Source organism: Pontibacter sp. YIM B11418, assembly GCF_059278805.1.
The window spans coordinates 71,947-96,508 of record NZ_JCAEMH010000006.1 but is presented as its reverse complement, the minus strand read 5'-3'; the positions used below and the strand labels follow the sequence as shown (position 1 = coordinate 96,508).

At 51.2% G+C, this 24,562-nt stretch carries 21 protein-coding genes; 7 read left to right on the top strand and 14 right to left on the bottom strand.

The features are described from left to right. The first annotated feature begins 74 nt into the window (after positions 1-74). The 4 genes from AC4QZR_RS15435 to AC4QZR_RS15420 all read left to right on the top strand — a co-directional run bounded on the left by AC4QZR_RS15435 (position 75) and on the right by AC4QZR_RS15420 (position 4,240). Positions 75-755, top strand: coding sequence for a succinate dehydrogenase cytochrome b subunit (locus AC4QZR_RS15435; RefSeq protein WP_494481726.1), 681 nt, complete (start codon positions 75-77; stop codon positions 753-755). A gap of 19 nt (positions 756-774) precedes the next feature. Then, positions 775-2,709, top strand: coding sequence for a fumarate reductase/succinate dehydrogenase flavoprotein subunit (locus tag AC4QZR_RS15430; RefSeq protein WP_253405174.1), 1,935 nt, complete (start codon positions 775-777; stop codon positions 2,707-2,709). A 106-nt stretch (positions 2,710-2,815) separates the two neighbouring features. Then, complete coding sequence (locus tag AC4QZR_RS15425) at positions 2,816-3,568, top strand: succinate dehydrogenase/fumarate reductase iron-sulfur subunit (RefSeq protein WP_253405171.1); 753 nt, start codon at positions 2,816-2,818, stop codon at positions 3,566-3,568. Positions 3,569-3,715: 147 nt separating this feature from the next. After that, a complete protein-coding gene (locus AC4QZR_RS15420) occupies positions 3,716-4,240 on the top strand; it encodes an NADPH-dependent FMN reductase (protein ID WP_494481725.1) in 525 nt (174 codons plus the stop codon). A gap of 483 nt (positions 4,241-4,723) precedes the next feature. Here AC4QZR_RS15420 and ftsZ read toward each other — a convergent pair whose 3' ends face one another. The 13 genes from ftsZ to mraZ all read right to left on the bottom strand — a co-directional run bounded on the left by ftsZ (position 4,724) and on the right by mraZ (position 20,154). Further along, positions 4,724-6,340, bottom strand: coding sequence for a cell division protein FtsZ (gene ftsZ / locus AC4QZR_RS15415; RefSeq protein WP_253405167.1), 1,617 nt, complete (start codon positions 6,338-6,340; stop codon positions 4,724-4,726). Between the two features lie 46 nt (positions 6,341-6,386). Then, a complete protein-coding gene (gene ftsA, locus AC4QZR_RS15410; protein ID WP_494481724.1) occupies positions 6,387-7,679 on the bottom strand; it encodes a cell division protein FtsA in 1,293 nt (430 codons plus the stop codon). 12 nt (positions 7,680-7,691) lie between these two features. Further along, entirely contained in the window at positions 7,692-8,339 is a 648-nt protein-coding gene (locus AC4QZR_RS15405) for a cell division protein FtsQ/DivIB (protein WP_253405163.1), read from the bottom strand. Between the two features lie 115 nt (positions 8,340-8,454). After that, complete coding sequence (murC, locus tag AC4QZR_RS15400; RefSeq protein WP_494481723.1) at positions 8,455-9,849, bottom strand: UDP-N-acetylmuramate--L-alanine ligase; 1,395 nt, start codon at positions 9,847-9,849, stop codon at positions 8,455-8,457. After that, a complete protein-coding gene (gene murG / locus AC4QZR_RS15395) occupies positions 9,846-10,958 on the bottom strand; it encodes an undecaprenyldiphospho-muramoylpentapeptide beta-N-acetylglucosaminyltransferase (protein WP_494481722.1) in 1,113 nt (370 codons plus the stop codon). The genes murC and murG overlap by 4 nt, the downstream gene beginning before the upstream one ends. After that, complete coding sequence (locus AC4QZR_RS15390) at positions 10,951-12,099, bottom strand: FtsW/RodA/SpoVE family cell cycle protein (protein ID WP_494481721.1); 1,149 nt, start codon at positions 12,097-12,099, stop codon at positions 10,951-10,953. The genes murG and AC4QZR_RS15390 overlap by 8 nt, the downstream gene beginning before the upstream one ends. A gap of 27 nt (positions 12,100-12,126) precedes the next feature. Then, positions 12,127-13,470, bottom strand: a complete 1,344-nt coding sequence (gene murD / locus AC4QZR_RS15385; RefSeq protein WP_494481720.1) for a UDP-N-acetylmuramoyl-L-alanine--D-glutamate ligase — start codon at positions 13,468-13,470, stop codon at positions 12,127-12,129. Between the two features lie 5 nt (positions 13,471-13,475). Continuing rightward, on the bottom strand, positions 13,476-14,696 hold the full coding sequence (gene mraY / locus AC4QZR_RS15380) for a phospho-N-acetylmuramoyl-pentapeptide-transferase (RefSeq protein ID WP_494481719.1): 1,221 nt from the start codon (positions 14,694-14,696) through the stop codon (positions 13,476-13,478). A 41-nt stretch (positions 14,697-14,737) separates the two neighbouring features. Continuing rightward, positions 14,738-16,204: a UDP-N-acetylmuramoyl-L-alanyl-D-glutamate--2,6-diaminopimelate ligase gene (locus AC4QZR_RS15375; RefSeq protein ID WP_494481718.1), complete on the bottom strand. Its 1,467-nt coding sequence runs from the start codon at positions 16,202-16,204 to the stop codon at positions 14,738-14,740. Further along, positions 16,204-18,303, bottom strand: coding sequence for a penicillin-binding protein (locus tag AC4QZR_RS15370; protein ID WP_494481717.1), 2,100 nt, complete (start codon positions 18,301-18,303; stop codon positions 16,204-16,206). The genes AC4QZR_RS15375 and AC4QZR_RS15370 overlap by 1 nt, the downstream gene beginning before the upstream one ends. Next, on the bottom strand, positions 18,293-18,721 hold the full coding sequence (locus tag AC4QZR_RS15365; RefSeq protein ID WP_371927359.1) for an FtsL-like putative cell division protein: 429 nt from the start codon (positions 18,719-18,721) through the stop codon (positions 18,293-18,295). Before AC4QZR_RS15365 ends, AC4QZR_RS15370 begins: the two co-directional genes overlap by 11 nt. Before the next feature lie 63 nt (positions 18,722-18,784). Then, entirely contained in the window at positions 18,785-19,687 is a 903-nt protein-coding gene (rsmH, locus tag AC4QZR_RS15360) for a 16S rRNA (cytosine(1402)-N(4))-methyltransferase RsmH (protein WP_494481716.1), read from the bottom strand. Further along, the gene (mraZ, locus tag AC4QZR_RS15355; protein ID WP_253405141.1) at positions 19,687-20,154 is read right to left on the bottom strand and encodes a division/cell wall cluster transcriptional repressor MraZ; all 468 of its coding nucleotides are present in this window, start codon (positions 20,152-20,154) and stop codon (positions 19,687-19,689) included. The genes rsmH and mraZ overlap by 1 nt, the downstream gene beginning before the upstream one ends. Before the next feature lie 393 nt (positions 20,155-20,547). Here mraZ and AC4QZR_RS15350 point away from each other — a divergent pair, with 393 nt between their 5' ends. The 3 genes from AC4QZR_RS15350 (at position 20,548) to AC4QZR_RS15340 (ending at position 23,695) form a co-directional block, all read left to right on the top strand. Then, positions 20,548-20,955: a hypothetical protein gene (locus tag AC4QZR_RS15350; RefSeq protein ID WP_494481715.1), complete on the top strand. Its 408-nt coding sequence runs from the start codon at positions 20,548-20,550 to the stop codon at positions 20,953-20,955. An 81-nt stretch (positions 20,956-21,036) separates the two neighbouring features. Next, positions 21,037-23,259, top strand: coding sequence for a TonB-dependent receptor (locus AC4QZR_RS15345; protein WP_494481714.1), 2,223 nt, complete (start codon positions 21,037-21,039; stop codon positions 23,257-23,259). An 85-nt stretch (positions 23,260-23,344) separates the two neighbouring features. Next, positions 23,345-23,695: a heavy-metal-associated domain-containing protein gene (locus AC4QZR_RS15340; RefSeq protein WP_494481713.1), complete on the top strand. Its 351-nt coding sequence runs from the start codon at positions 23,345-23,347 to the stop codon at positions 23,693-23,695. A 171-nt stretch (positions 23,696-23,866) separates the two neighbouring features. On the opposite strand, the gene AC4QZR_RS15335 is transcribed toward AC4QZR_RS15340, so the two are convergent. Then, on the bottom strand, positions 23,867-24,556 hold the full coding sequence (locus AC4QZR_RS15335; RefSeq protein ID WP_494481712.1) for a fatty acid desaturase: 690 nt from the start codon (positions 24,554-24,556) through the stop codon (positions 23,867-23,869). Positions 24,557-24,562 lie beyond the last annotated feature (6 nt).

Below are 24,562 nucleotides of genomic sequence, written 5' to 3'. Positions count from 1 at the left end.
TTGTTTTATACAGGCTCCGCTTGTACCTTTGGGCATTAAAAAGCATTCATTACTTAACCTTCTAACAAATACAGATGAATTGGTTTACTAAAACGTTTTCCAGTACAATCGGACGTAAGATCATCATGTCGGTAACAGGCCTTTTCCTGTGCTCCTTCCTGGTGGTGCACCTTGTGGGTAACCTTACGCTGTTTTACCAAGATGGAGGCGAGGCATTCAACATCTACTCCCATTTTATGGCTAACAACCCCGTTATCCGCACGATGGAAATAGTGCTGGTACTTGGGTTCCTGTTCCATATCTACGATGCGATCGTGCTCACGCGCCGTAACAAGGCCGCCCGTCCTGTTGGCTATGCTGAGAATCATCCGCAGGAGAACTCTACCTGGTCTTCACGCAACATGGGTCTGCTGGGCACGATTATCCTGGTGTTCCTGCTGGTGCACTTGTGGAACTTCTTTGTGCCGGCCCGCTTCGGAGAGCTCGAAGGTGTTCCAAACGCTGAGTACACAAACCTGTACGCTGAAGTAGTAAAAGCATTCAAAAACCCAATCTACGTAGGCCTTTATGTTATCTCGATGATTGCATTGGCTTATCACCTGATCCACGGTTTCCAGAGCGCGTTCCAATCTCTGGGCCTGACCCACAAGAAGTATACGCCGTTCATCAAAACCTTCGGTGTGGTTTTCTCAGTGCTTATTAGCCTGGGTTTTGCGCTCATCCCGCTTTACTTCTTTTTCTTCGTTAACTTGTAATTAAGCTAATATACTTGCTATGATATTAGATTCTAAAATCCCGGAAGGCGCATTAGCTGAAAAGTGGGATAAACATAAATTCAATGTGAAGCTGGTAAACCCGGCTAACAAACGTAAATACGACATCATTGTAGTAGGTACCGGCCTTGCCGGTGCTTCTGCTGCTGCCACACTGGGCGAACTAGGCTATAATGTAAAAGCGTTCTGCTTCCAGGATTCTCCACGTCGTGCGCACTCCATCGCTGCACAGGGTGGTATCAACGCCGCTAAAAACTACCAGAACGACGGCGACTCGATCTACCGTCTGTTCTACGACACCATAAAAGGTGGTGACTACCGCGCCCGTGAGGCCAACGTGTACCGCCTGGCGCAGGTGTCTGTTGACATCATCGACCAGTGCGTGGCGCAGGGTGTTCCTTTTGCCCGTGAGTACGGCGGTCTCCTGGCCAACCGTTCATTCGGTGGTGCACAGGTATCGCGTACGTTCTACGCGCGTGGCCAAACCGGACAGCAGTTGTTGCTGGGTGCCTACTCTGCCCTGAACCGTCAGGTAGCCTACGGCAAAGTAAAAATGTACCCACGCACCGAAATGCTAGACCTCGTGATGGTGGACGGCAAAGCGCGTGGTATCGTGGTTCGTAACCTGATCACAGGTAAGATCGAGTCGCACAGTGCACACGCAGTGGTGCTGGCAACCGGTGGCTATGGCAACGTATTCTTCCTTTCTACCAACGCGATGGGCTCTAACGCTACGGCGGCCTGGAGAGCGCACAAGAAAGGTGCTTTGTTCGCAAACCCTTGTTTCACCCAGATTCACCCAACCTGTATACCTGTATCCGGCGACTACCAGTCGAAACTGACACTGATGTCCGAGTCGCTTCGTAACGATGGCCGTGTATGGGTGCCGAAAACGGTTGAGACTGCCCAGCGCCTGCGCAAGGGTGAAATCAAAATAAACGATATTAAAGAAGAAGACCGCGACTACTACCTGGAGCGCAAATACCCTGCCTTTGGTAACCTCGTACCACGCGACGTGGCATCACGCAACGCCAAGTTGGTATGCGATGAAGGCCGTGGCGTAGGTTCCTCAGGTCTGGCCGTGTTCCTTGACTTTGCTGATGCGATCAAACGCGAAGGCCAGCCGGCCATTGCTGCCAAGTATGGCAACCTCTTCGAGATGTACGCAAAGATCACAGACGAGAACCCTTACGAAAGTCCAATGCGCATCTACCCTGCGGTACACTATACCATGGGTGGCCTTTGGGTCGACTACAACCTGATGACCAACATACCTGGTCTCTACGCAACGGGCGAGTGTAACTTCTCTGACCACGGTGCTAATCGCCTCGGTGCTTCGGCCCTGATGCAGGGTTTGGCCGACGGTTATTTCGTGATTCCTTACACCATCGGTGACTACCTGGCACAAACGCCTTACGACAAGGTGAGCACTGAGCACCCTGCCTTTAAGGAAGCTGAGCAGAACGTGATGAGCGTTACGCAACGTCTTCTTTCTATCAAAGGAAATCGCACCGTAGATGATTTCCACAAGGCTCTTGGACTGATCATGTGGGATTACTGCGGTATGGCCCGTAACGCCGAAGGCTTACAGTTTGCCAAGCAGGAGATTCGCAAACTACGCGATGAGTTCTGGCAGAACGTGAAAGTGACTGGCGTAAACGAAGAACTGAACCAGACTCTGGAGAAAGCGCACCGTGTAGCTGACTTCCTGGAACTGGGAGAACTGATGGTTGACGATGCTCTGCACAGAAACGAGTCTTGTGGTGGTCACTTCCGTGAAGAATACCAGACACCGGAGAACGAGGCACTGCGAGACGACGAGAACTATGCTTATGTAGCAGCCTGGGAATATACAGGAGCTGGCAACCAGCCGGTGCTGCACAAGGAAGAGCTGAAGTTCGAAAACGTGAAGCTGACACAGCGCAGCTATAAATAATTGATATTGAATAAGTACGAGTGCTTGTTGATCATCAACTCATTCGTAAATTCTTAATTCGTAATTAAAAAGAGAGATGGCTGGAAGTAATCCAAATGCTAAACCAATGGACCTCACATTGAAGATTTGGCGCCAAAAAGATAAAAACTCTGCAGGTCAGCTGGTAACCTATCCACTAAAGAACATATCTCCGGATATGTCTTTTCTGGAGATGCTGGACGTGCTCAACGAAGAATTGCTAGTAAAGGGTGAAGATCCTGTAGCATTCGACCACGACTGTCGCGAAGGTATATGCGGTATGTGCAGCCTGTTCATCAACGGCCGTGCGCACGGTCCGGAGCGCGGCACAACAACTTGCCAGTTGCACATGCGTCACTTCAACCACGGCGACACGATCACGATCGAGCCTTGGAGAGCAGCTGCTTTTCCGGTGCATAAAGACCTGATCGTAGACCGTTCTGCCTTCGATCGTATTCAGCAGGCTGGCGGTTACGTATCCGTAAATACAGGTGGCGTGCCTGACGCAAACGAGATTGCTATACCTAAGACGATCGCTGACAAAGCGTTTGACGCTGCAACCTGTATAGGCTGTGGAGCTTGTGTGGCGGCTTGTAAGAATGCTTCGGCTATGCTGTTCGTGAGCGCGAAGGTATCGCAGCTGGCGATGCTGCCGCAAGGCAAGGTAGAGCGCAAAACAAGAGTGGAGAACATGGTAGCCCAGATGGACGTGGAAGGCTTTGGTGCCTGCTCGAACACTGGTGCCTGTGCTGCTGAGTGCCCGGTGGGTATTTCGCTGGACAACATCGCGATGATGAATATGGAATATCTGGGAGCGAAGGCAAGCTCTGAGAACGTATAGTTAACCTGATTTTAATAAGCTTAAAAGGCGAGACAGGCAACTGTTCTCGCCTTTTGCTTTTATATTCGCATTTGTATTCTGACATCTATACCTTTCTGCAAACCGTAAAGCTTAGCGTCTGTTTACAGAAGAACACCATATGACACTATGATCACCATAATAACGGGCACCAACAGACCTTCATCCAACTCCAGAGCAGTTGCCAACTTATACGCCAGGTTGCTGGACGAGCGCCAAATTGATAACCAGATACTCGACCTTGCCGACCTCCCGGCTGACTTTACGGCTTCTGCACTCTATGACAACATTGGCACCAACCAAGCCTTTAACGAGCTAAGCGCTGTCATTGGCGATTCAGAGAAATTTGTATTCATCGTGCCGGAATACAACGGCTCTTTCCCAGGTGTGCTCAAGGCCTTTATTGATGGACTCTCCTATCCCAATACCTTCCGCAACAAGAAAGCGGCACTGGTGGGCCTCTCCTCCGGGGTGCAGGGCAGCGGTCTGGCCATGAGCCACCTGACGGATATCTTCAACTACCTGGGCATGCATGTGCTGGCGCTAAAGCCCCGCCTGGCCCAGTTCGAGAAGAATTACGATGGCACCGCCATCACAAACGAGCTATACCTGGAGTTGCTGAATCAGCAGATCGATCAGTTTATCTCTTTCTGAAACGCAGGCTATAACCTAAGACCGGCTGAGCATGTGCTCTCTTTTTTCGCTCGTTTGACCGATTAACCTGACCACTGTTGCGCTGCTGGTTTATAAGGTATGGACAGACAATGACAAGGCTCCAATTTTATTCCTGCTCGTTTATCCCCTGCTTATACTCGTCAACCTGTTTGTTTGGGCGAAACTGAAAGTCATGCGATAGCCTAAATCGATCGTCAAAAGTGACAGCTGTGAAACTCCTTTTGCTGCTGCTTTTACCGCCCTTTTTTGTATCGAGCCTATTCTTGAGTGAAGAGATAAGTACAGGACAGGTATAGGCATAGCACAGGTATAAGTATAAGCCAGAATAGGTATAGGTATAAGTAAAAGCCAGGCATGGGTATAGAAATAGGACAAGTATAGCCCTTAACGAAATCAGGCATAAAGCAAAAGAGCCCACCATAATGGTGAGCTCTTTACATTATTAGAAAACAGGATAAATGATTAGTCTACATTGTCATGCAGGAAGCGGTTGTCGCCCAGTATCTCGTTGTCATCGTTCAGGTTGAAACGGGATATGTTGCGCTCAGAAGAATGCGTCACTGAATCAAGGGCCACATTGCGGCGCAGGTATGCAGGCACATCCATCTTTTCTTTCATGGCTTCGCTCGTCGTCATGTCGGTGCTCAGCATCTTCAGGCGCTCACGGCGCTCGATGGCTTTTTGCCGCATCAGCTCACGCTCTGCTTCCTGACGTTTCGCTTCGCGAGTGGCATAGTCTTCTTGCTGTGGTGCACCAAAACCGTTGCCGAACTCTTGTGTAGTAGAACCTTCCAGGTTAAAAACGCGACGCTGCGGTTGCTGCTGTGCCGGCTGCTGTGGCTGAGGTGCCTGCGGCTGCTGGAACTGCTGTTGCTGCGGGGCCTGAGGCTGCACAGGCTGCTGCGGCTGCTCTACCATCGGACGACGGATCTCGAACTGCTGCTGCACAGGCTGTGGCGGCTGAGGGGTAGCCACGGGAGCTACTACTGGCTCAGGAACGAAGTTCACCATTTTGGGCTGCTCCGGCTTGGCTGGCTCAGCTACTTCTATTTTTTTTTGACTTTCCAGGTCAAATACTGTTTTTTTTGGCTCAATGATCGCCTCAGCGCTGCTGGCGAAACCAGTGGCGATTACCGTCACACGGATGCTCTGACCCAGTGAAGAGTCGATACCGTGACCGAAAATTACCTCTGCCTCCTGGCCGGCTTTGTCCTGAATATATTCTGTGATCTCAGTCAACTCATCCATTTCCAATTCAGCCTGGTCACCAGACATGATAGAAAGGAGGATTTTCTGAGCACCGTGGATATCAGTATTGTTAAGCAATGGAGAAGAAAGCGCCTCTTCAGCGGCACGGAGCGCACGGCCCTCGCCTTCTGTCGTTGCAGAACCCATCACTGCAGCTCCAGAATCTTTCATAACCGTTTTCACGTCTTCGAAGTCGACGTTGATCTCGGCTGTAACGGTAATGATTTCAGCAATAGATTTAGCGGCAGTGGTGAGTACGTTGTCGGCCTTCGCGAAAGCCTCACGGATCGCCAGGTTGCCGAACATCTCACGCAGCTTGTCGTTCAGGATAACGAGTATTGTGTCGCAGTTTTCGCTTAGCTCTTTGATGCCGTTTTCTGCCGCAATCTTTTTCTTTCTGCCTTCGAAGCCAAATGGCGCTGTTACAATACCCACTGTCAGGATACCCAGTTCTTTAGCGACTTTAGCGATAACGGGTGCAGCACCTGTACCAGTACCACCCCCCATACCAGCAGTGATGAACACCATTTTGGTATCGTTGCTGAGTAGCTCACGAATTTCCTCCTTGCTTTCTAGGGCGGCGTGCTTTCCTTTTTCAGGGTTAGCTCCGGCACCCAGACCTTCGGTCAGGTTCAGGCCAATCTGAAGTCTGTTGGGTACGCTGCTGCTTTTCAGGGCTTGCATATCCGTGTTGCAAATCACGAATTCTACATCCTTGATGCCCTGGCCGTACATGAAGTTCACCGCGTTGCTGCCTCCGCCCCCGACGCCAATCACCTTGATGATGGACTTACCGCTAGACGGCAGGTCAAAACTGTACATTGATGTCATACTAAAATCTCCTGCTATTATGGGTTTCTAATAATTATGCTTCTAACTAATCGATATCGTCCGACAATAGACCCTTGAGTCTGTCGATCAATCTTTTACTGCCGCCTTCTTTATTGGCAGTCTTGGTTACTACTTTATTGTATACTTCCGGTTGCTGCACTTCCACATGCTTCTCTTCGCGCTGGTCGAGCGACTGATAGCCGGCCAGCACCAGGCCAACGCCCGTTGCGTGCATCGGGCTCTTCACCGCATCGATCTTCGACTTGCCCAAGTGCTCGTTCGGATAGCCAATGCGGGTATCCATGCCGGTGATGTACTCTACCAACTGTACCAGGTTCTGAAGCTGCGCGCCACCACCCGTGATCACGATACCGGCGGCCAGGCTGTTGCTATACCCTGAACGAACAATTTCTGAGTAAATCAGTTCCACGATCTCTTCCATTCTCGCCTCAATGATGTAAGCCAGGTTCTTCAAAGAGATTTCCTTTGGCGTACGGTCACGCAAACCAGGTATAGAAACGATCTCATTGTCTGACGCCTCGTCAGCAATCGCCTTTCCAAATTTCACCTTCAGTTGCTCCGCCTGGTTCTGCATCACCATACAACCCTGCTTGATGTCGGAGGTGATGATGTTGCCGCCGAAAGGAAGAACTGCCGTGTGGCGGATAATATTGTCTTTGAAGATAGCAAGATCAGTCGTGCCGCCGCCAATGTCAACCAGCGCCACCCCCGCTTCCTTCTCCTCGTCGCTGAGCACCGACATGCTCGAGGCAAGCGGCTCCAGGATCAGGTTGTCGATTTCCAGTCCGGCACGGGCGATGCATTTGTTGATGTTGCTGATCGCGTTTGACTGTGCCGTGATGATATGGAAGTTGCCTTCCAGTCGCACACCCGACATACCTACCGGATCAGTAATACCTTCTTCGTAGTCCACCTTGTACTCCTGCGGCATCACATGGATGATCTCGCTGCCTGGAGGTGTCACCAAACGGTACATATCGTTTGTCAGACGATTCACATCGTCTACCGTTATCTCATCGTCCGTCATCTGGCGCGTGATGCTGCCATTGTGCTGCAGGCTCTTGATGTGCTGGCCGGCAATGCCCACGTTCACTACCTTGATGTTGATGCTCGCCTGATCTTCGGCCTGCTGAACTGCTTTCCTGATCGCTTCAACGGTTTTGTCGATATTGCTGACAATACCGCGTACCACCCCTTCCGAGATGGCTTTGCCCATCCCAAGAATTTCCAGCTTTCCATACTCATTCTTCCGACCAACAAGTGCGCAAACTTTGGTTGTGCCGATGTCCAAGCCTACTACAATTTTGTCGTTCTGCATATGCTGTATATGTTATTCACAAATAATCTGATCTTCGTATTCCACGTTGACTCTCTTATATTTCTCCCAGCCCATCACGGGTAGTACTTCTTTATAAAAGACCATCAACTTCTTAAATTTCTGTTCCGCTTCGTCCGGTTTTCCAAACTCAATGGTGTGCTCCCCTACCTGCGGCAGGAAAGATACTTTGCCCTTCTCATCGATATGCATCTGGGCTAATTGGGCTTTCCAAAACTGGTCGTTCTCGATGAAACGTAGCAGGGAAAGGTAGGCCTGGCCTGTAGAATCCTGGAAGAAATCCCGGCCGAACGGTCGGCTGGACCGGGTCTTCGTAATAGGTATGACACGAGCGGTGTATCTGTCGGAAAGGGGCAGCATATTCCCCTCTGCGTCGATGTAGACATCCTGATCTGGTCGTATAATTCTTGCTATAGGCCTGTTCTGTTTTATGCTTACTTGTATGTTGCCGTCTAGGGCTTTGAACACTTCTGCTTCTTTCACAAAGCTGTGCGCTTCAATGCGCTTTTCAAGGTTCTTCAGGTCGATCTGCTGGTTAGGCAAACCCTCCAGTTTCCGCTCTCCCTCACGGGTCAGCAGGTCTCTGACTTCCTCTTCCCCAATAAAGTAATTATTGTACTCATTATCAATTGTTATTGACACTTTCTCACACTTTTTTTCATTTTGGCGAGAGGAAGCGAATCCTGCAAGCGCAGCCATGGTAACCACGCTACAACATGCAAAAATTAAAGATTTTATTTTACTATTCAAGCCCATATCAGTTATTTTCTAAAATATTTTTTATAGGCTTCACTAACGTATCAATATCACCCGCTCCAACTGTTGCGAGCACCTCAAAATCAGTGTTTTCGGACAAATAGACTGTCACGTCTTCTTTATGCAAAAGTATTTTTTTCGGGCCGTTCACAAGGCCCAAAATCATTTCTGATGTCACGCCTTCAATTGGCTTTTCCCGTGCCGGGTATATGTCCAACAGTATAAGCTCGTCGGCAGCGCTCAGACTTTGTGCGAACTCAATGGCAAAGTCGCGGGTACGGCTGAACAAATGCGGCTGAAATACCACGGTCAGCTTTTTATTTGGGTAAATGGCACGCAAAGATGTCATGAACGCATCGATCTCTTTCGGATGATGCGCATAGTCGTCGATGTATACCTGGCCCTGCCCTTCGTACACGATTTCAAAGCGGCGCTTCACCCCCCTATAGGTCGCCATCGCCTCCCGCAATCTGTCTTCTGACACACCCATGATCAGACCAGCTATGAGGGCGGCCAGCGCATTCTCCACATTGTGATATCCAGGCAAAGCCAGTTTCAGACGGGCTATGTTACCGAAGGGTGTTACAGCGTCAAAACAAAAGTTGTAGCCCTGTATCTCAAGCTGTTGCACATGGCTTTGGCCTTCATCCAAGCTGTAGCGAATCACCCGTACGCCGTCCTGCACTTTTTCAAGTAATCGCGGATCGGTAGCGCTGTGCAAAATCAGGTAACCGCCGGGCTTCACCTGACTGATGAACTTCTGAAAAGTCCGGATCATTTCCTCTTTGTCGCCATAGATATCGAGATGATCGGGGTCAGCCGAGGTTACGATGGCGATGTCCGGGTATAGCGTCAGGAAAGAACGGTCGTACTCGTCAGCTTCCACTACGATCGTCTCTTTCTCAGCCGTTCCTTTTCCGATCAGCAAGTTCGAGTTCAGGTTCGTGGCTATACCTCCCAAGAAAGCGGAACAGTCCACGCCGCCTTCGTGCAGCAAATGCGTGACGATGGAAGAAGTGGTTGTCTTGCCATGCGTCCCGGCCACGGCCACCGTATAAGCCGAGCCCGTGATAATGCCCAACACTTCTGAGCGTTTTTTGATGGTATAGCCCTGCTCCTTCAAGTAAGCCCATTCGGTATGCTCTGCAGGTATAGCCGGCGTGAGCACCACCAAAGTAGCTTCCCTGTTCACCAGTATTTCTTGTGGTAACTGGTTCACATCATCTTCATAATGTACCCGGATGCCTTCCTGCTCCAGCGCCGCGGTGAGTGGGGTGCGCGTTTTGTCGTAACCCCATACCGGAAGCCCCCGGGCATTGAACCAGCGGGCGATAGCACTCATGCCGATGCCGCCGATGCCAAGGAAATAGATATAGCTATAATCTTCCAGTCTCACTTGATCAACTTTAACAGTTCGTTTACAATATCGACAGCGGCATTGGGCCGCGCCAGTTTCAATATGTTCTGCGACAGACGGTGTTGCTCTGCCTCGTTTCCTGCCAGCTCCAATGCAGCAGGTATAAGTTGTTGCTGTGCATCGGCATCACGCACCAATAAGGCGGCTTGCTCCTGCACCAGCGACATGGCGTTTTTAGTCTGGTGGTCTTCAGCCACATTCGGCGAAGGCACCAGGATGCTCGGTTTTCCGGCCAGGCAAAGCTCTGAAATCGAAAGTGCTCCGGCTCTGGACACCACCACATCAGCAGCGGCATAGGCCAGATCCATCTGCCGGATGAAATCGAAAGCGCGTATACCTGCACTGGCAAACGGCTTCTCCAGTTCCTGCGCCTGCGAATAAAATGCTCTGCCCGTCTGCCAGATCAGTTGATAACCGGCCTCTGCGACCTGCTGCAAACCTGCGGCTATACTTTGATTTATCGTTCTGGCACCCAGGCTTCCGCCTATCACCAATATTGTTTTCTTTTCAGAGGTCAGTCCGAAGTGCAATAAGGCCTCGCGGCGTTTGCCTTCTAGTTGCATGATGTCTTTCCGAACCGGGTTGCCTGTCAGCACCAGCTTTTCAGCCGGGAAGAAGGCATCCATGTTGTTGTAAGCCACGCAAATCTTCTGCACCCGCTTCGCCAACAGCTTGTTGGTTATACCTGCATAAGAATTCTGCTCCTGTATCAGGGCCGGAATCTTCTTAGAAGTCGCTGCATACAACAGCGGACCACTCGCATAGCCACCCACGCCTACCACGGCATCCGGTTTGAAATCACGGATGATCTTGTGCGACATCCGGATACTGGAGATCACTTTCCAGGGGAAAGAGAGGTTGTCCAGTGTGAGGCGGCGCTGCAATCCGCTGATCCAGAGACCCACGATCTTATACCCCGCTTCCGGTACACGTGTCATTTCCATACGCCCGATCGCTCCCACAAACAGGATTTCCGCATCAGGGTGCACCACCTTGATCTGGTTGGCAATGGCGATGGCTGGGTAAATGTGCCCGCCGGTGCCACCACCGCTGATGATGAAGCGATATGGACGCTGTGGATTAGGCATTGGCCGTCACTTTAGCGGTTGAATTAAATGATTCTTCCCCCTTCACGGTACGGCTCACACTCAGAATAATGCCAATGGAGATACCCGTGAAAATCAAAGACGTACCACCCATACTCAGGAGTGGCAACGGCAAACCTGTGATCGGACCCAGCCCAACGGCTACGCCCATGTTGATCATACCTTGCAACACCAGGCTGAAACTCAGACCGGCTGCCAGCAAACCTCCGAAGGCACCGTTGCTCTTCGTGACCGTGACCAGGCCCCGGTAGAGCAAGGCCAGGTATAGGAAGAGCACTAACACCCCTCCCAGCAAACCGTATTCTTCCAGTATGATCGCATAGATAAAGTCAGAGTAAGGGTGTGGTAGAATATCGCGCTGGTCGCTGTTGCCAGGCCCTTTGCCCACCACGCCGCCCGTAGCGATCGCGATGTAGGATTGCTCTAGCTGGAAAGCGGTTTCAGACTCGTCGAAGAAAGCCTCTACCCTACTGATGGCCGTGCCCAGACGCTGACCTGCCGCCAAACCTACCCCACCCAACATGGCACCCGCTATGACAAAAACTGCCAGCGATTTCATCGGCACACGTCCGATGAACATCAGCAAGAGACTAGTCATGAAAAGCAACACCGCTGTGGAGGTATTTGTCAAGGCGATTAGTGCGCAGATAAAAGCGGTCCAGGCGAAGATCGGCAGCAAGTTGCGCTTCCAGTCATCCAGGTTGTTTTGCTTCTTGGAGAGCATACTGGCCAGGTATGAGATCAGGGCTAGTTTCGCTAAATCTGAAGGCTGGAAAGTCTGGTTGATCACCGGGATCGTGATCCAGCGTGACGCTTCGTTGATGTTCGAACCGAAGAAGAAGGTATAGAGCAGCAGCGGAACCGCCAGGATAAGCGCTACCAGTGAGAGTCGGGAATAATAGCGGTAATCGATCTTGTGCGCCAGCCACATAAAGGCCAGACCAATGAAGATCAGCGAAGAGTGCTTGAAGAGGAAGTACTCGGTGTTACCGTCTTTTTGCTTGTACGCCAGGGTACCGGTAGCCGAATACACGACTGCCATGCTGATAAGCGAGAACATCAGCACGATGCCCCAAAGCACTGCGTCCCCTTTCAGGTTTCGCTGTAACCACTGCTTGATCATATTACCTTTGGCTAAAAATTAAAAATCTTACTTTTTCAAAACTATCTTCTCAACGGCCTCCCGGAAGCGCTGCCCCCGGTGCTCGTAATTGTTGAACAAATCGAAACTGGCGCAAGCCGGCGACAACAGCACCACATCGCCCGGCGTTGACAACAGGCGGCCCATTCGCACGGCATACTCCATCGAAGTGGTTTCCACCACTACCGGTACAATGCGCCCGAATGCCTCCTTCAGCTTGTCGTTGTCCTTGCCCAGACAAACCAGCACTTTCACTTTTTCTTTGGCCAGTCCGGTCAGCACGCTGTAATCGTTGCCTTTGTCCACACCTCCCGCAATCCAGATGATCGGTTGCTTTATACCTTCCAAGGCATAGTACACGGCTTCCACGTTGGTCGCTTTGGAGTCGTTGATGTAGGTGACTTCCCTCGACACCGTGATCACCTGCAAGCGATGCTCGGCATTTTCGAAGGTTTCCAACCCCTTTTCAATCTGGCTGTCTTCCATGCCCAGTAGCTTGGCGACCGCCACAGCGGCCATCGTGTTGTACTGGTTGTGCTTGCCGATCAGGGCCGAGCGTGAGGCGTCTATGTCGCCTTCGAAGAACCTGATGTTTACTTTAACATGTGTTCCTTCACATAGTATTTTCGCACCTTCCGTTTCCTGGAGCGAGAATGGGATTGTGGTTCCGCCAAAAGACGCAGAATCGAACGCATTACGGATAGTATCATCATCGTTGTTGTAGATAAAATAGTCCGCGCCGCTCATGTTCTGCGCAATGCGCATCTTAGAGGCGGCGTACTTGTTTAAGTCATAGCCATACCTGTCTAAGTGGTCTGGCGTAATATTTAACAGTACTCCAATATGTGCTTTGAACTGGTACATGTTGTCGAGCTGAAAACTGCTCAACTCCACCACATAGTACTCGTGTTTATTGTCAATCACCTTCTCAGCCAGACTCTCGCCGATGTTACCGGCTAGCCCCACGTTTATACCTGCGCTCTTGAGCAGGTGATAAGTGAGCAAGGTAGTTGTCGTTTTGCCGTTGGTGCCCGTGATGCAAATGAACTTCGCATCGGTATACCTGCCGGCAAACTCGATCTCCGATATCACCGGAATCCCGCGCTTGATCGCTTCCTGAATGATGGCCGCCTTCTCAGGTATACCCGGGCTTTTGATGATCTCGGTCGATTCCAGAATACGCTCGAAGGTATGGGTGCCTTCTTCGTAAGGTATAGCCGCTGTTGCCAGCTTGGCTTTGTATACCTCCTTGATTTGCCCCATATCCGAAACGAACACATTAAGCCCCTTCGCTTTGGCCAGCAATGCTGCCCCTACGCCACTTTCTCCCGCTCCGAGTATCGCCAGTTTCATAGTGCCTATCGCAGTTTAAGGGTTGCCAATGTCAAGATCGCCAGCATGATGCCCACGATCCAGAAACGTGAAACGATTTTGGATTCGTGGTAGCCATTTTTCTGGTAATGGTGGTGCAGCGGCGACATCTTGAAAATGCGTCGGCCTTCACCGTATTTCTTCTTCGTATACTTAAAGTAGCTCACCTGCAGCATCACCGACAGGTTCTCAATCAGGAAAATGCCACACAGGATAGGTATAAGCAACTCTTTGCGCACGATCAGGGCCATCACCGCAATGATACCGCCAATGGCTAAACTGCCTGTATCGCCCATAAACACCTGCGCCGGGTATGAGTTATACCACAGGAAACCCACGCAGGCCCCCACAAAAGCCAGGGCAAAAATGGTCAGCTCTCCCGAGTTCGGGATGAACATGATGTCGAGGTAGTCTGCAAAAATGGTGTTACCGGATATCCATGCAAAGATCGCCAGTGTCAGGCCGATGATGGCCGAAGTACCCGCTGCCAGACCGTCGATGCCATCGGTGATGTTAGCACCGTTGGATACGGCCGTGATCACCAGGATCACAAATGGGATGTACAGGTAGCACGACCAGCCTGCGAAAAGCGGACCCGCGAAAGAGAACAGATTACAGTAGTCGAGCTCGTTATTTTTGCGAAAAGGAATGGTTGTGATCATGGATTTGATGTCCACCCACTTGCTCGTGGCGTTCACGGCAGAGGTAGAGCCATCGGTGAAAATGTACTGTCTTACGACAACATCGTCACTAAAGTATAGGGTCAAACCCACAATAATTCCTAAGCCAATCTGACCCAGCACCTTAAATTTTCCAGCTAGTCCTTCTTTGTTCTTTTTGAACACTTTAATATAGTCATCCAGAAAGCCGATCAGACCGAGCCATACCGTCGAAACGATCATCAACAGGATGTAAATATTGTCCAGACGGGCGAACAAAAGGGTTGGTACCAGGATAGCAAGTAGGATGATCAGGCCACCCATGGTTGGTGTGCCTTTTTTCTCCATCTGCCCTTCCAGACCGAGGTCGCGGATGCTTTCGCCTACTTGTTTGCGCTGCAGCATTTTTATCAAACGACCGCCAAAAATCATTGCAATAAGTAGTGAAGTAAGCGTTGCCATACCTGCCCTGAAGGAGATGTATTGAAATACACCCGCCCCCAAAAGGTCGTATTCACGGTCAAGGTATGTAAAGAGATGGTAGAGCATTTAATCTAGCGTCTGTTCGTACTTTTGTTGTTTTCTATAGCTTATTTACCAAGCTGTTGCAGGGTCTCCTGCAGCACCTGTTTATCGTCGAATGGGTATTTTATGCCCTTTATTTCCTGATAAGTCTCGTGGCCTTTGCCAGCTACCAGAATGATGTCCTCTTTGCCGGCCAGCATGCAGGCCGTGCGAATCGCCTCTCTCCTGTCCAGCACGCTCAGCGTTTTCTTGAAGTCTAACGGTTTCACGCCTTTCTGCATGTCTTCCAGTATGGCTTGCGGCTCTTCAAAACGCGGATTGTCGGATGTCAGGATCACCTTGTCGCTCAGGCGGCAGGCGATGTCCGCCATCACCGGTCTTTTGGTCGCGTCGCGGTTGCCGCCACAGCCAACTACTGTTATCACCGTTTGCAGCGGCGTCCGGATTTGCTGAATTGTGTTCAGCACATTCTCCAGCGCATCCGGGGTATGGGCATAGTCCACTATACCTGTGATCTGTTCCGTCTCCGACACGATGTAGTCGAAGCGACCCGCTGCCGTATTCAGGCTCGATAGCACAGTAAGGGCTTCTACAGGATCTTCATTAAGCAACACCGCCACCCCGTATGCACCAAGCAAATTGTAGGCATTGAATGCTCCGATCAACTTCGCCCAGATCTCGTGTCCGTCTATTTCCAGGTGCAAGCCCTGCAGTGTGTTGTCGATCAGGCGAGCCTTGAAATCAGTGATTTTACGCAGCGAGAAGTAACGCACGTCGGCTTTGGTGTTCTGCACCATCACCGGGCCCCGCTTGTCGTCTGCATTGATCAGCGCAAAAGCCCCTGCTGGCAGCATATCAAAGAAAGATTTCTTGGCTTTGATGTACTCGTCGAAGGTGCCGTGGTAGTCGAGGTGGTCGTGGGTGATGTTGGTGAACACGCCGCCGGCAAAAGCTATACCTGCCACACGCTGCTGCACCATGGCATGCGAACTCACTTCCATAAAAGCGTAAGCACAACCGGCTTTCACCATCTTGTCCAGCAAGGCATTCAGCGACACAGCATCTGGTGTGGTATGCGTGGAAGGTATAATCTCCTCGTCGACCTGGTTTTGTACCGTGGAGATCATACCCACATGATAACCAAGTTCGCGGAACAGCTTGTGCAGCAAGGTCACCGAAGTAGTTTTGCCGTTGGTGCCTGTTACGCCCACCAGTTTCAGTTTGCGGGAAGGATGGCCGTAAAGCGCAGAAGCCATCAAGCCTAAGGCCTGACCGCTATTTTTTACTTGTATATAAGTAACACCTTCGGCCAGTTCTGCCGGTAATTTTTCGCAAACAATTGCAACAGCTTTCTCATCCGCAGCTTTCGCCATGAAGTCATGGCCATCTACCTGCACCCCGCGCATGGCCACAAACAGCACCCCTTCACGTACCTGGCGCGAGTCGAACGTGATCGACTCGACCTGCACGTTCAGCGGGCCGTGGCTCTCCAGCACGGTTACGTCTTTCAATATGTCCTGGAGTAGCTGCATTAGCTCAGTACAATTGTAATTTTAGTCTCTTTATTAATTTCAGTGCCTGCCTGCACCGACTGCTTCACAACACGTTTACCCATCCCTTCCACACTCACTTTCAGGTGCTGGTTGCCCAGGATGAAGAGCGCGTCGCGCAGCGTCATGCCCGTTACGTCCGGTACCTGTCCGCCCCTTATCGTGTGTGGCTCAAATTTCAGCGAGCGCATTTGCGGCGTCACGCGTACCCACCCGTCGTCATTGGTAGCTGTGGAGTGGTTGCTGATACCGATCTTATTCAGAATCAGGCTTAGGTCATCGAAGCTGCCGGCTTTCACCTGTGGCAGGCTGTCTTTGTTTGGTACCACTCGAGCGCGCAGTGGCTGGTGCATGGCCAGGTCACGGGCGTAGGCCTTGTCAGCCACTTCCTTAAACACCGGCGCGGCTACGTCGCCACCGTACACATTCACCCCTCTCGGGCTGTCGATGATCACGATGCAGCTGTACTTCGGGTTGTCGGCCGGAAAATAACCCGCAAACGAAGTGGAGTACAGTCTCACATACTTGCCGTCTTTCACCTTCCGGGCAGTTCCGGTTTTGCCGGCCACTTTGTAGTCAGCATTTTTAAGATTTTTAGCAGTACCGTTCTGCACTACGCCTTCCAGCATCGTGCGCACCTTTTTAATTGTCTCTTCCGATGCAATGCGCTCGTTCAGTACGCGCGTCTGAAAGGTCTGTACCACCTGGTCAGCGCGACGAATCTCCTTCACGATGATCGGTTGCACCTTCACACCGTTGTTTGCCACGGCATTGTAAAGCGCCAGTGTCTGGAGCGGGGCCAGCTTCATCTCGTAGCCGATAGACATGGAGGTGAGCGTTGTGCCATACCATGTTTTGTCGCTGGTGTTCTTAATATATGGCCTTGCTTCGCCGTCCATCTGGAAACCCAGCGTGCTACTCAGACCGAACTTGTGCAGGTAGTCCACAAAAGCCTGCTGGTTGTCTCCAAAGTTTTCCTGTATCAGTTTCGCTATGCCGATGTTAGACGATTTTTCAAAGACATCCTGTATCGAAATCTTTCCGTACCCGCCGATTTTTACGTCGGTCATGGTCGTGTTCTTAATGCGGTACCTGCCGTCGCCAGCATCCACTGTGTCAGCCAGTCCGAGGTTAGTATGCTCGAACAGGGCCATCATCGAGGCCAGCTTAAAGGTGGAGCCTGGCTCTGTACGTCCCTGGTTACCAACTGCGTAATTATAGTCTTCAATGTAACCTCCCTTGGTTTTACCCAGGTTGGCCATTGCCTTGATCTCACCTGTCTTCACCTCCATCAGGATCACGCAACCGTAGTCGGCGTTTTTCTCCACCAAAGCCTTATAAAGGGCGTTTTCCGCCACGTCCTGCAGGTTAATGTCGATGGTCGTTTTGATGTCGTACCCGTTCTGCGGCGCCACTTCCGTACCATCGTAAATTGGTTTGTTACCGCCCGCTATACGCTCGAAAAGGGCCTCCCCGTCGGTGCCCGCCAGATCGCCGTTGAAGCTATACTCCAGCCCGGCGCCGTTTTTATCCTCATTAATAAAACCGATCGTACGTTCGGCCAGCATCCCGAAAGGCTTGAAGCGTTTCTCTACCTTCTCGAAGATCACGCCACCCTTGTTCTTGCCCGCCCGGAAGATCGGCCAACTCGCCATTAGTTTCTTCTCCTGGTAGTTGATCTGGCGGCTGTTGAGTCGTATATACCTTCTGCCGGCATGCCGCGCATTTTTGATCTTGCGGCGGTAGTACTCCGGCGACTCGTCTTTGTAGAAGCGTGACAGCAGCATGGCCAGCGAATCTATACCTGTGTTGAAGGTCTCTGCCTGGGCAATGGCCGGATCGAAGGCCACGCGGTAAAATGGCAGCGACGTGGCCAATATGCTCTCGTTGTCGGAGTAGATATTGCCACGGGTAGCCGGTACCGGTTGATAGCGGATGCGGCGTTCCTTCGAGATCTGTTTCCACTTGGTACCGTCCAGCACCTGTATCTGTACGATTTTGTACATGATAGCACAGGCAAAAAGACATACCAGCAAAAACACGATCCGTACACGCAGTACGATGGACTTTTTAATATTCATCTTCCGCAACTTCTACTTGATAAGGTGGAGATGAACTTTCAACCAGGCCCAGCGGTGCCACGTTGCGCGCCACTTCAGACTGCTTGCTGGCGCCCATATAATCTGACTTCAGGGTGGTATAGTCCGCCCGTAAGTCTTCTGTTTCTACTTTGATTTTGGCAATTTTGCGGATGGTCTTCTCGGCGTAGTGGGTGTTGCCGATGTAGAAGAGCGTTATACCTGTCAGGAAAAGTACGTGCGGCAGGTACTTGGTCGGCACGCCTTCCTGAAACAGAAAATCAACATTGGTGTATTTGTCCAGCCACTTGAACAGGCTGAACCCCTTCTTTTTAGCCTTTACCTCCGGCTTTGCCTTTGCCTCCTCCTCGTGCTTCACGCGCAGCGTGTTGCCTTTGGGTGCGGCAGCTGTCTTAGTCATAAGGTTAGGAGCCATAGTTAAGTTTGGGTTACGACACTGTTGTTAAATCTATTTCCACATTCGCTATCTCTTCTCTGCGATTCTTAGTTTGGCGCTGCGTGAGCGGCTGTTTTCAAGCAATTCCTGTTCGGAGGCTGTTATCGGCTTGCGACTGACGGCGTCGAGTGGTTTTTTCTCGTTGCCGAACAAGTCCTTTTCCACTTCCCCGAAGAATTTGCCCTTGGCGATGAAGTTCTTCACCAGCCGGTCTTCGAGCGAGTGGTAGGACATGACCACCAGTCGTCCGCCCGGCTTAAGCACTTCGGCCGCCTGCTCCAGCATTTCCTCGAGCGCCTTCAGCTCATCGTTCACTTCTATGCGCAGCGCCTGAAACACTTGCGCCAGGTACTTATTCTCCTTCCCGCGCGGGGTGCAGGAACTGATGGCTTTTTTAAACTCCCCGATCGTCTCGATCGGCTGGCGCGCACGTTGCGACACGATCACACCGGCCAGTGTCTTGGCGTTTTTCACTTCGCCGTAAATGCCGAAGATCTTATGCAACTGCTCCTGGCTATAGGTGTTCACCACCTCACTTGCCGGTATACCTGACTCCGGATCCATGCGCATGTCAAGCGGACCGTCGAAACGGGTCGAGAAACCGCGCTCGGCTTCGTCGAACTGGTGTGACGATACGCCCAGGTCCGCCAGAATGCCGTCCACTTCTTTCACTTTGTACAGGCGCAGGTACTTTTTCAGATCCCGGAAGTTGGCGCGCACAAACGTGAAAGCCGGACTTTCGATCTTCTTCGACTGTTCCTCCGCGTCGCGGTCCTGGTCAAACGAGTAAAGCTGACCGGTCGTCAGCTTGCTGGCGATTACCCTAGAGTGACCGCCGCCTCCAAACGTCACATCCACATACACGCCATCTGGTTTGATTTCCAGCGCGTCGATGCATTCCTGCAACATGACTGGTCTGTGGTACTCCATTAAATCAAAGGCTCTGCAGCCGGTTTATCTCCTAAAAACTTCTCGGCCAGTTGCGAGAAACTCTGCTGGTCCTTGATCAGGAAATCTTCATACCTGTCCGGGTTCCAGATCTCGACACGGTTGCCAAGGCCCACCACAATCGCTTCCTTCTCCAGATCGGCGAAGCGGGCCATGGTGCGGGGAACGATAAAGCGGCCCGTGCCGTCCAGCTCGATCTCCGTGTTGCCACGGAAAAAGTTGCGCTGAAACTGGCGGTACTCCTCATTAAACTCGTTCAGACCCGCCACCTTGTCGTAGATCGTCTTCCACTCCGATTTCGGGTAGAGCACAAGGCAAGGTTCAAAACCCCTTGTCAGCACAACATGATTGCCCGACGCCTCCGGCAAGTTGGTTTTTATCTTTGCAGGTAAAACCAACCTTCCCTTCGGATCAATCTTGCATTCGTATTCGCCAGACAGGAAGTTCATGTATATGACTGTTGACTCCGTAGAGTTTTCGGAGTATACAAATGTAACGAAACAACAAATGCTCGCAACCACAATCTCCCACTTTTTACCACTTTGTGGATAAATTATGGTTATCCACCCCACTTATCCACATTATCCACATTTCAGACCTTCATTTTGCGGATAAGTTTATTTGCAGGAAATATGCCTTTTCGTTAATATACGAGAGCCCTTATATTACAACTTGCTGAAATACAGTTACTTAAAACTCAAAACAGGTATAGCCGGACCCTGCTCCAAGATGTTTTGAGCAAAAGTGGGACGAAGTGGAGAATGTGGGACAAAGTGGGGCACAATCCCGCGAGTGGATAAAGGTTGTGATAAAAGTGGGGGGATTATCCGTATATTTGTGATGTGAATCAGACCATCCGCCATACGGTTTTACTGCTGCTGACCCTGAGCATTTTGCTCGGCTCATTTGGAGTGGCCCTGAGTGAGCAACTGTGCCTGAGGATGACGACCCCGCAGGAGCAGGACGGCAGTTGCTGCCAAAAGCCTGGTACGCAGGAACATAATGAACAGCAAGGAGATGAAGATGACTGCTGCACAACAGCGTTATCCTTCGAAAAGCTGGAGCCTGTGTCCTCGCTGAAGGGCTTTACACTCGAACTTCCGGTTTTCTTTAAGGTCAATTTCACGCCACTTTTTGCCACCTGGTCACCGACTGTTGCCACCGACCAGCGCATTCTCACCTATTCCGACAGTTCGCCCCCGCTCTACGGACGCCAATTATTGCATTCCCTACACATCCTGATCGTCTAGATTCTCAGTTTGCCCCTAACCGCACTGCTTTTTATACCTGTGCCTATACCTGCATTCTGAAAATTTAAGCGATTACGATTTATGTATTTCTCTATACCTGCGCAGCAGCTCTACCGCATCTTCAGCACGCTCGCACTCTTTATAAGCATCCTCTACCCTGCCACTGCCCAGCAACTCACAGGCAGAGTGGTCGATAAAACGAACAATTCCCCCTTGATCGGGGCCAGCGCGGTCTGGAAAGGCACCACAAAAGGCACTTCTACAGATGCTGCTGGTAACTTCACGCTGCAACTGGCGGATGCTGTTACATCCCAGATCATAGTCTCATACCTGGGGTATAAGCCGGATACCATAGACGTCAGCGGCAAAACCAGTATCACTGTCGCGCTCACTTCCACCGGCTCTCTCAAAGAAGTCGTGGTAGAGGGACAGCAAACACGCTACTCGGCCCTTACGCCTACCAATTCACAGATCATCACGAACCGCGACCTGGAGAAATCAGCTTGCTGTAACCTGGCCGAGAGTTTTGAAACAAATGCCTCTGTGGAAGTAACGACGACCGACGCGGTTTCAGGCGCCAAACAGATCCAGATGCTGGGGCTGGACGGTTCCTATACCTTGCTCACCACCGACAACGTGCCTGCCCTGCGCGGCCTGTCTACTCCTTACCGCCTCAATTACCTGTCCGGCACTTACATCGAGTCGATCGACATTATCAAAGGGATGGGTTCTGTGCTCAACGGTTACGAGTCTATTTCGGGACAGGTGAACGTGAAGCTGCGGGATCCGGAGAAAACCGAACGCCTATACTTCAACATGTATGGCAACAGCCTGGCCAAGTTCGATGCCAACCTTAACGTGTCGGCGCAGGTGAGCCCGAAGTGGAGCACGCTCCTGATGCTGCACAGCGACCACCTGGGTAACCGCGTGGACCGCAACAAGGACGGCTTCATGGACCTGGCGCTGGGTACGCACCACAACGTGTACAACAAGTGGAAGTACAAGCACGGCGACACCTGGGTATCGGAGTTTGGTTTTAATGCGCTGCGCGAAACAAAACTGGGCGGACAGATGGATTATGTGAAAGGTGAAGCCGTGAGCCCGACGCAGCATTATGGCACCGAATCCGAGACCGATCGCCTTTCTTTCTTTAACAAGACCTCTTATACCTTCCCGGGCAGGCCATACCAGAGTCTGGGCTTCATCACCTCAGGCGTGCACCATAAGTTTAACTCACTTTATGGCCGACGGCAGTACAACGGAGAGCAGAACACCGGTGATTTGCGATTCATTTTCCAGTCCATCATCGGGCACACGGGCCATACCTATAAAGTAGGCGCCAGCTTTTTGTACGATGACTATACCGAACGCCTGGAGCAGACCAGGCTGGCAAGAACGGAGCGCGTGCCGAGTATTTTCGCAGAATACATTTTCAGTAATGCTGACAACCTGACCATTGTGGCCGGCGCAAGAACTGATTTTCACAACCTGTACGGCACTGTGTTCACCCCGCGCCTGAATGTGAAATATGATCTCACGCCCAACACCATTTTCCGGGTGGCGGCAGGCAAAGGCTTCCGGGTAGCTAACCCGATTTCGGAGAACACGGCAGCTTTGGTTAGCAACCGTGTCTTTACGTTCCGGGAGGCGCTGGAGCCGGAGAAAGCCTGGAATGTGGGCGGATCCTTTACACAGTACTTCGAGTTGGGCGGCAGGCCGGGCGCTTTCATCACCGACTATTACTATACCACGTTTCAAAACCAGGTGGTGGCCGACATGTACAGCAGTGCAAACCAAGTGGAGTTCTATAATCTGCAAGGCCGCTCCTTCTCGCGCAGCTTCCAGGCGGAGTTGCAGTACGAGATGCTGAAAGGCTTTGACGTGAAGACGGCTTATAAGTATTTTGATGTGCAGACTGCCTATAATGGTGTTTTGCAGCAGCGCCCCATGATCCCACAGCACCGCTTTTTTGTGAACCTCGGCTTTGCTACTCCTTTCGACAAGTGGCGTGCCGACCTGACCACGCAGTTTTTTGGTCAGATGCCGCTGGCTTACATGGAAGGCCACGGTGGGAAAGCGGACGTCCGGAAATCGGATGCTTTCTATACCTTGAACGGGCAGGTATCGCGGGCTTTCAAGCTCTGGGAAATTTATGTGGGTGGCGAAAACCTGTTGAACTTCCGACAGCCAGATGCTATTTTAGGAGCTGACAATCCTTTTGGTCCGACCTTCGATGCCAACATGGTGTGGGGACCGATCACCGGCAGGGTAATTTATGCAGGTATACGCTTCAAGATTGAGTAGCGGCACATCATTTGCACAGCTCCAACAGCTTTAAAAGAGAAAATTCATTATCATACATTAACATTCACCAATAATAAATCTCCTTATGAAAATCTTCAGAAACCTCAGTGTAGTATTTGTGATGTTCTTTGCCACGCTCGGCGCTCAGGCTCAGAATATCAAAGAGAAAACAATCCAGATCAAGACGTCAGCCGTGTGCGATATGTGCAAAAAGAGCCTGGAAAAAGCGATGGCCTACGAGAAGGGCGTTAAAAAATCGAACCTGGATGTGGATTCAAAAATGCTGACAGTATCCTTTGATCCGAAAAAGACCAATGAAGACAAGATCCGCAAAGCGGTGAACGACACCGGCTACGATGCAGATGACAAGCCCGCTACACCACGTGCCTACAACAAACTAGACGATTGCTGCCGCAAGGAAGCCGGCGCGCACTAGGGTTCTTTGAGACAAAAGATTTTTTTGACAGAGGACAAAAGAGCACACCTTCTTTTTGATCCCCGAAGTTTACAAAATATGAAAAGGCCTACTCCTGCACTGCCAGAAGTAGGCCTTTCCTATACCTAAAGTCTTTTGTCCTCCATCTAATGGTCTATTGTCAAAAACCCTTCAGGATTTCGCTTTATAGAGCTGCCACCACGGCAGGTAGGGCTTGTCGTGGTGCTCGTAGTGGTAGCCGAAGAAGTAGCAACTCACAAAGGCCCAGAAGTGATTCTTGGACTGCGTGCCGGACTTATGCCGGTTATCAGGCGCGTGTTCGCCGCGGTGTGGCAGGTAGGTACCGAAATAGAATAACTGAAACGTAGCGAGTATGGCAGGCACCATCCAGAACATCACCACATTCTCAAGCGGAAAAAAAAGCTGGAGCACGTTGTAGGTAATGGCCATCAGCACGATTTGCCACCAGGTAATATAGTTTTTCAGAAAGCTGTAGTACCAGGGCCAGAAGGAACCATGATGGTAATCCGGGTCCTCCTCAGTGGCTACATGTTTGTGATGTTGGTGATGCTTCGGCAAGAGCCGCGGGTACCAGTTGTAAGCAAAGAGAAAAGCGGTAACGGTACCGATAAAGCGATTCAGTTTGGGTCGGCCGGGAGCGACTACGCCGTGCATGGCGTCGTGGGCGGTAATAAAAAGCCCGGTATACAGGTGCATCTGCAGCAACAGAAACAGGTATGGCAGTGGCGAGGCGAAATCAACCGGGAAGCGCAGCAGGTATACGAGCAGGCCAAACCAGCACGCCACGATGATGGCGGCGATCGCTATACCTCTGTTATCTCGTTTGATTGTCTTCGCCATGGTTTT

What these genes read in the sequence shown, in the direction of transcription:
- AC4QZR_RS15435 (WP_494481726.1), top strand. Translation starts at nt 75, where the DNA reads ATGAATTGGTTTACTAAAACGTTTTCCAGTACAATCGGACGTAAGATC.
- AC4QZR_RS15430 (WP_253405174.1), top strand. Translation starts at nt 775, where the DNA reads ATGATATTAGATTCTAAAATCCCGGAAGGCGCATTAGCTGAAAAGTGG.
- AC4QZR_RS15425 (WP_253405171.1), top strand. Translation starts at nt 2,816, where the DNA reads ATGGACCTCACATTGAAGATTTGGCGCCAAAAAGATAAAAACTCTGCA.
- AC4QZR_RS15420 (WP_494481725.1), top strand. Translation starts at nt 3,716, where the DNA reads ATGATCACCATAATAACGGGCACCAACAGACCTTCATCCAACTCCAGA.
- ftsZ (WP_253405167.1), bottom strand. Translation starts at nt 6,340, where the DNA reads ATGACATCAATGTACAGTTTTGACCTGCCGTCTAGCGGTAAGTCCATC.
- ftsA (WP_494481724.1), bottom strand. Translation starts at nt 7,679, where the DNA reads ATGCAGAACGACAAAATTGTAGTAGGCTTGGACATCGGCACAACCAAA.
- murG (WP_494481722.1), bottom strand. Translation starts at nt 10,958, where the DNA reads ATGCCTAATCCACAGCGTCCATATCGCTTCATCATCAGCGGTGGTGGC.
- AC4QZR_RS15390 (WP_494481721.1), bottom strand. Translation starts at nt 12,099, where the DNA reads ATGATCAAGCAGTGGTTACAGCGAAACCTGAAAGGGGACGCAGTGCTT.
- murD (WP_494481720.1), bottom strand. Translation starts at nt 13,470, where the DNA reads ATGAAACTGGCGATACTCGGAGCGGGAGAAAGTGGCGTAGGGGCAGCA.
- mraY (WP_494481719.1), bottom strand. Translation starts at nt 14,696, where the DNA reads ATGCTCTACCATCTCTTTACATACCTTGACCGTGAATACGACCTTTTG.
- AC4QZR_RS15375 (WP_494481718.1), bottom strand. Translation starts at nt 16,204, where the DNA reads ATGCAGCTACTCCAGGACATATTGAAAGACGTAACCGTGCTGGAGAGC.
- AC4QZR_RS15370 (WP_494481717.1), bottom strand. Translation starts at nt 18,303, where the DNA reads ATGAATATTAAAAAGTCCATCGTACTGCGTGTACGGATCGTGTTTTTG.
- AC4QZR_RS15365 (WP_371927359.1), bottom strand. Translation starts at nt 18,721, where the DNA reads ATGACTAAGACAGCTGCCGCACCCAAAGGCAACACGCTGCGCGTGAAG.
- rsmH (WP_494481716.1), bottom strand. Translation starts at nt 19,687, where the DNA reads ATGGAGTACCACAGACCAGTCATGTTGCAGGAATGCATCGACGCGCTG.
- mraZ (WP_253405141.1), bottom strand. Translation starts at nt 20,154, where the DNA reads ATGAACTTCCTGTCTGGCGAATACGAATGCAAGATTGATCCGAAGGGA.
- AC4QZR_RS15345 (WP_494481714.1), top strand. Translation starts at nt 21,037, where the DNA reads ATGTATTTCTCTATACCTGCGCAGCAGCTCTACCGCATCTTCAGCACG.
- AC4QZR_RS15340 (WP_494481713.1), top strand. Translation starts at nt 23,345, where the DNA reads ATGAAAATCTTCAGAAACCTCAGTGTAGTATTTGTGATGTTCTTTGCC.
- AC4QZR_RS15335 (WP_494481712.1), bottom strand. Translation starts at nt 24,556, where the DNA reads ATGGCGAAGACAATCAAACGAGATAACAGAGGTATAGCGATCGCCGCC.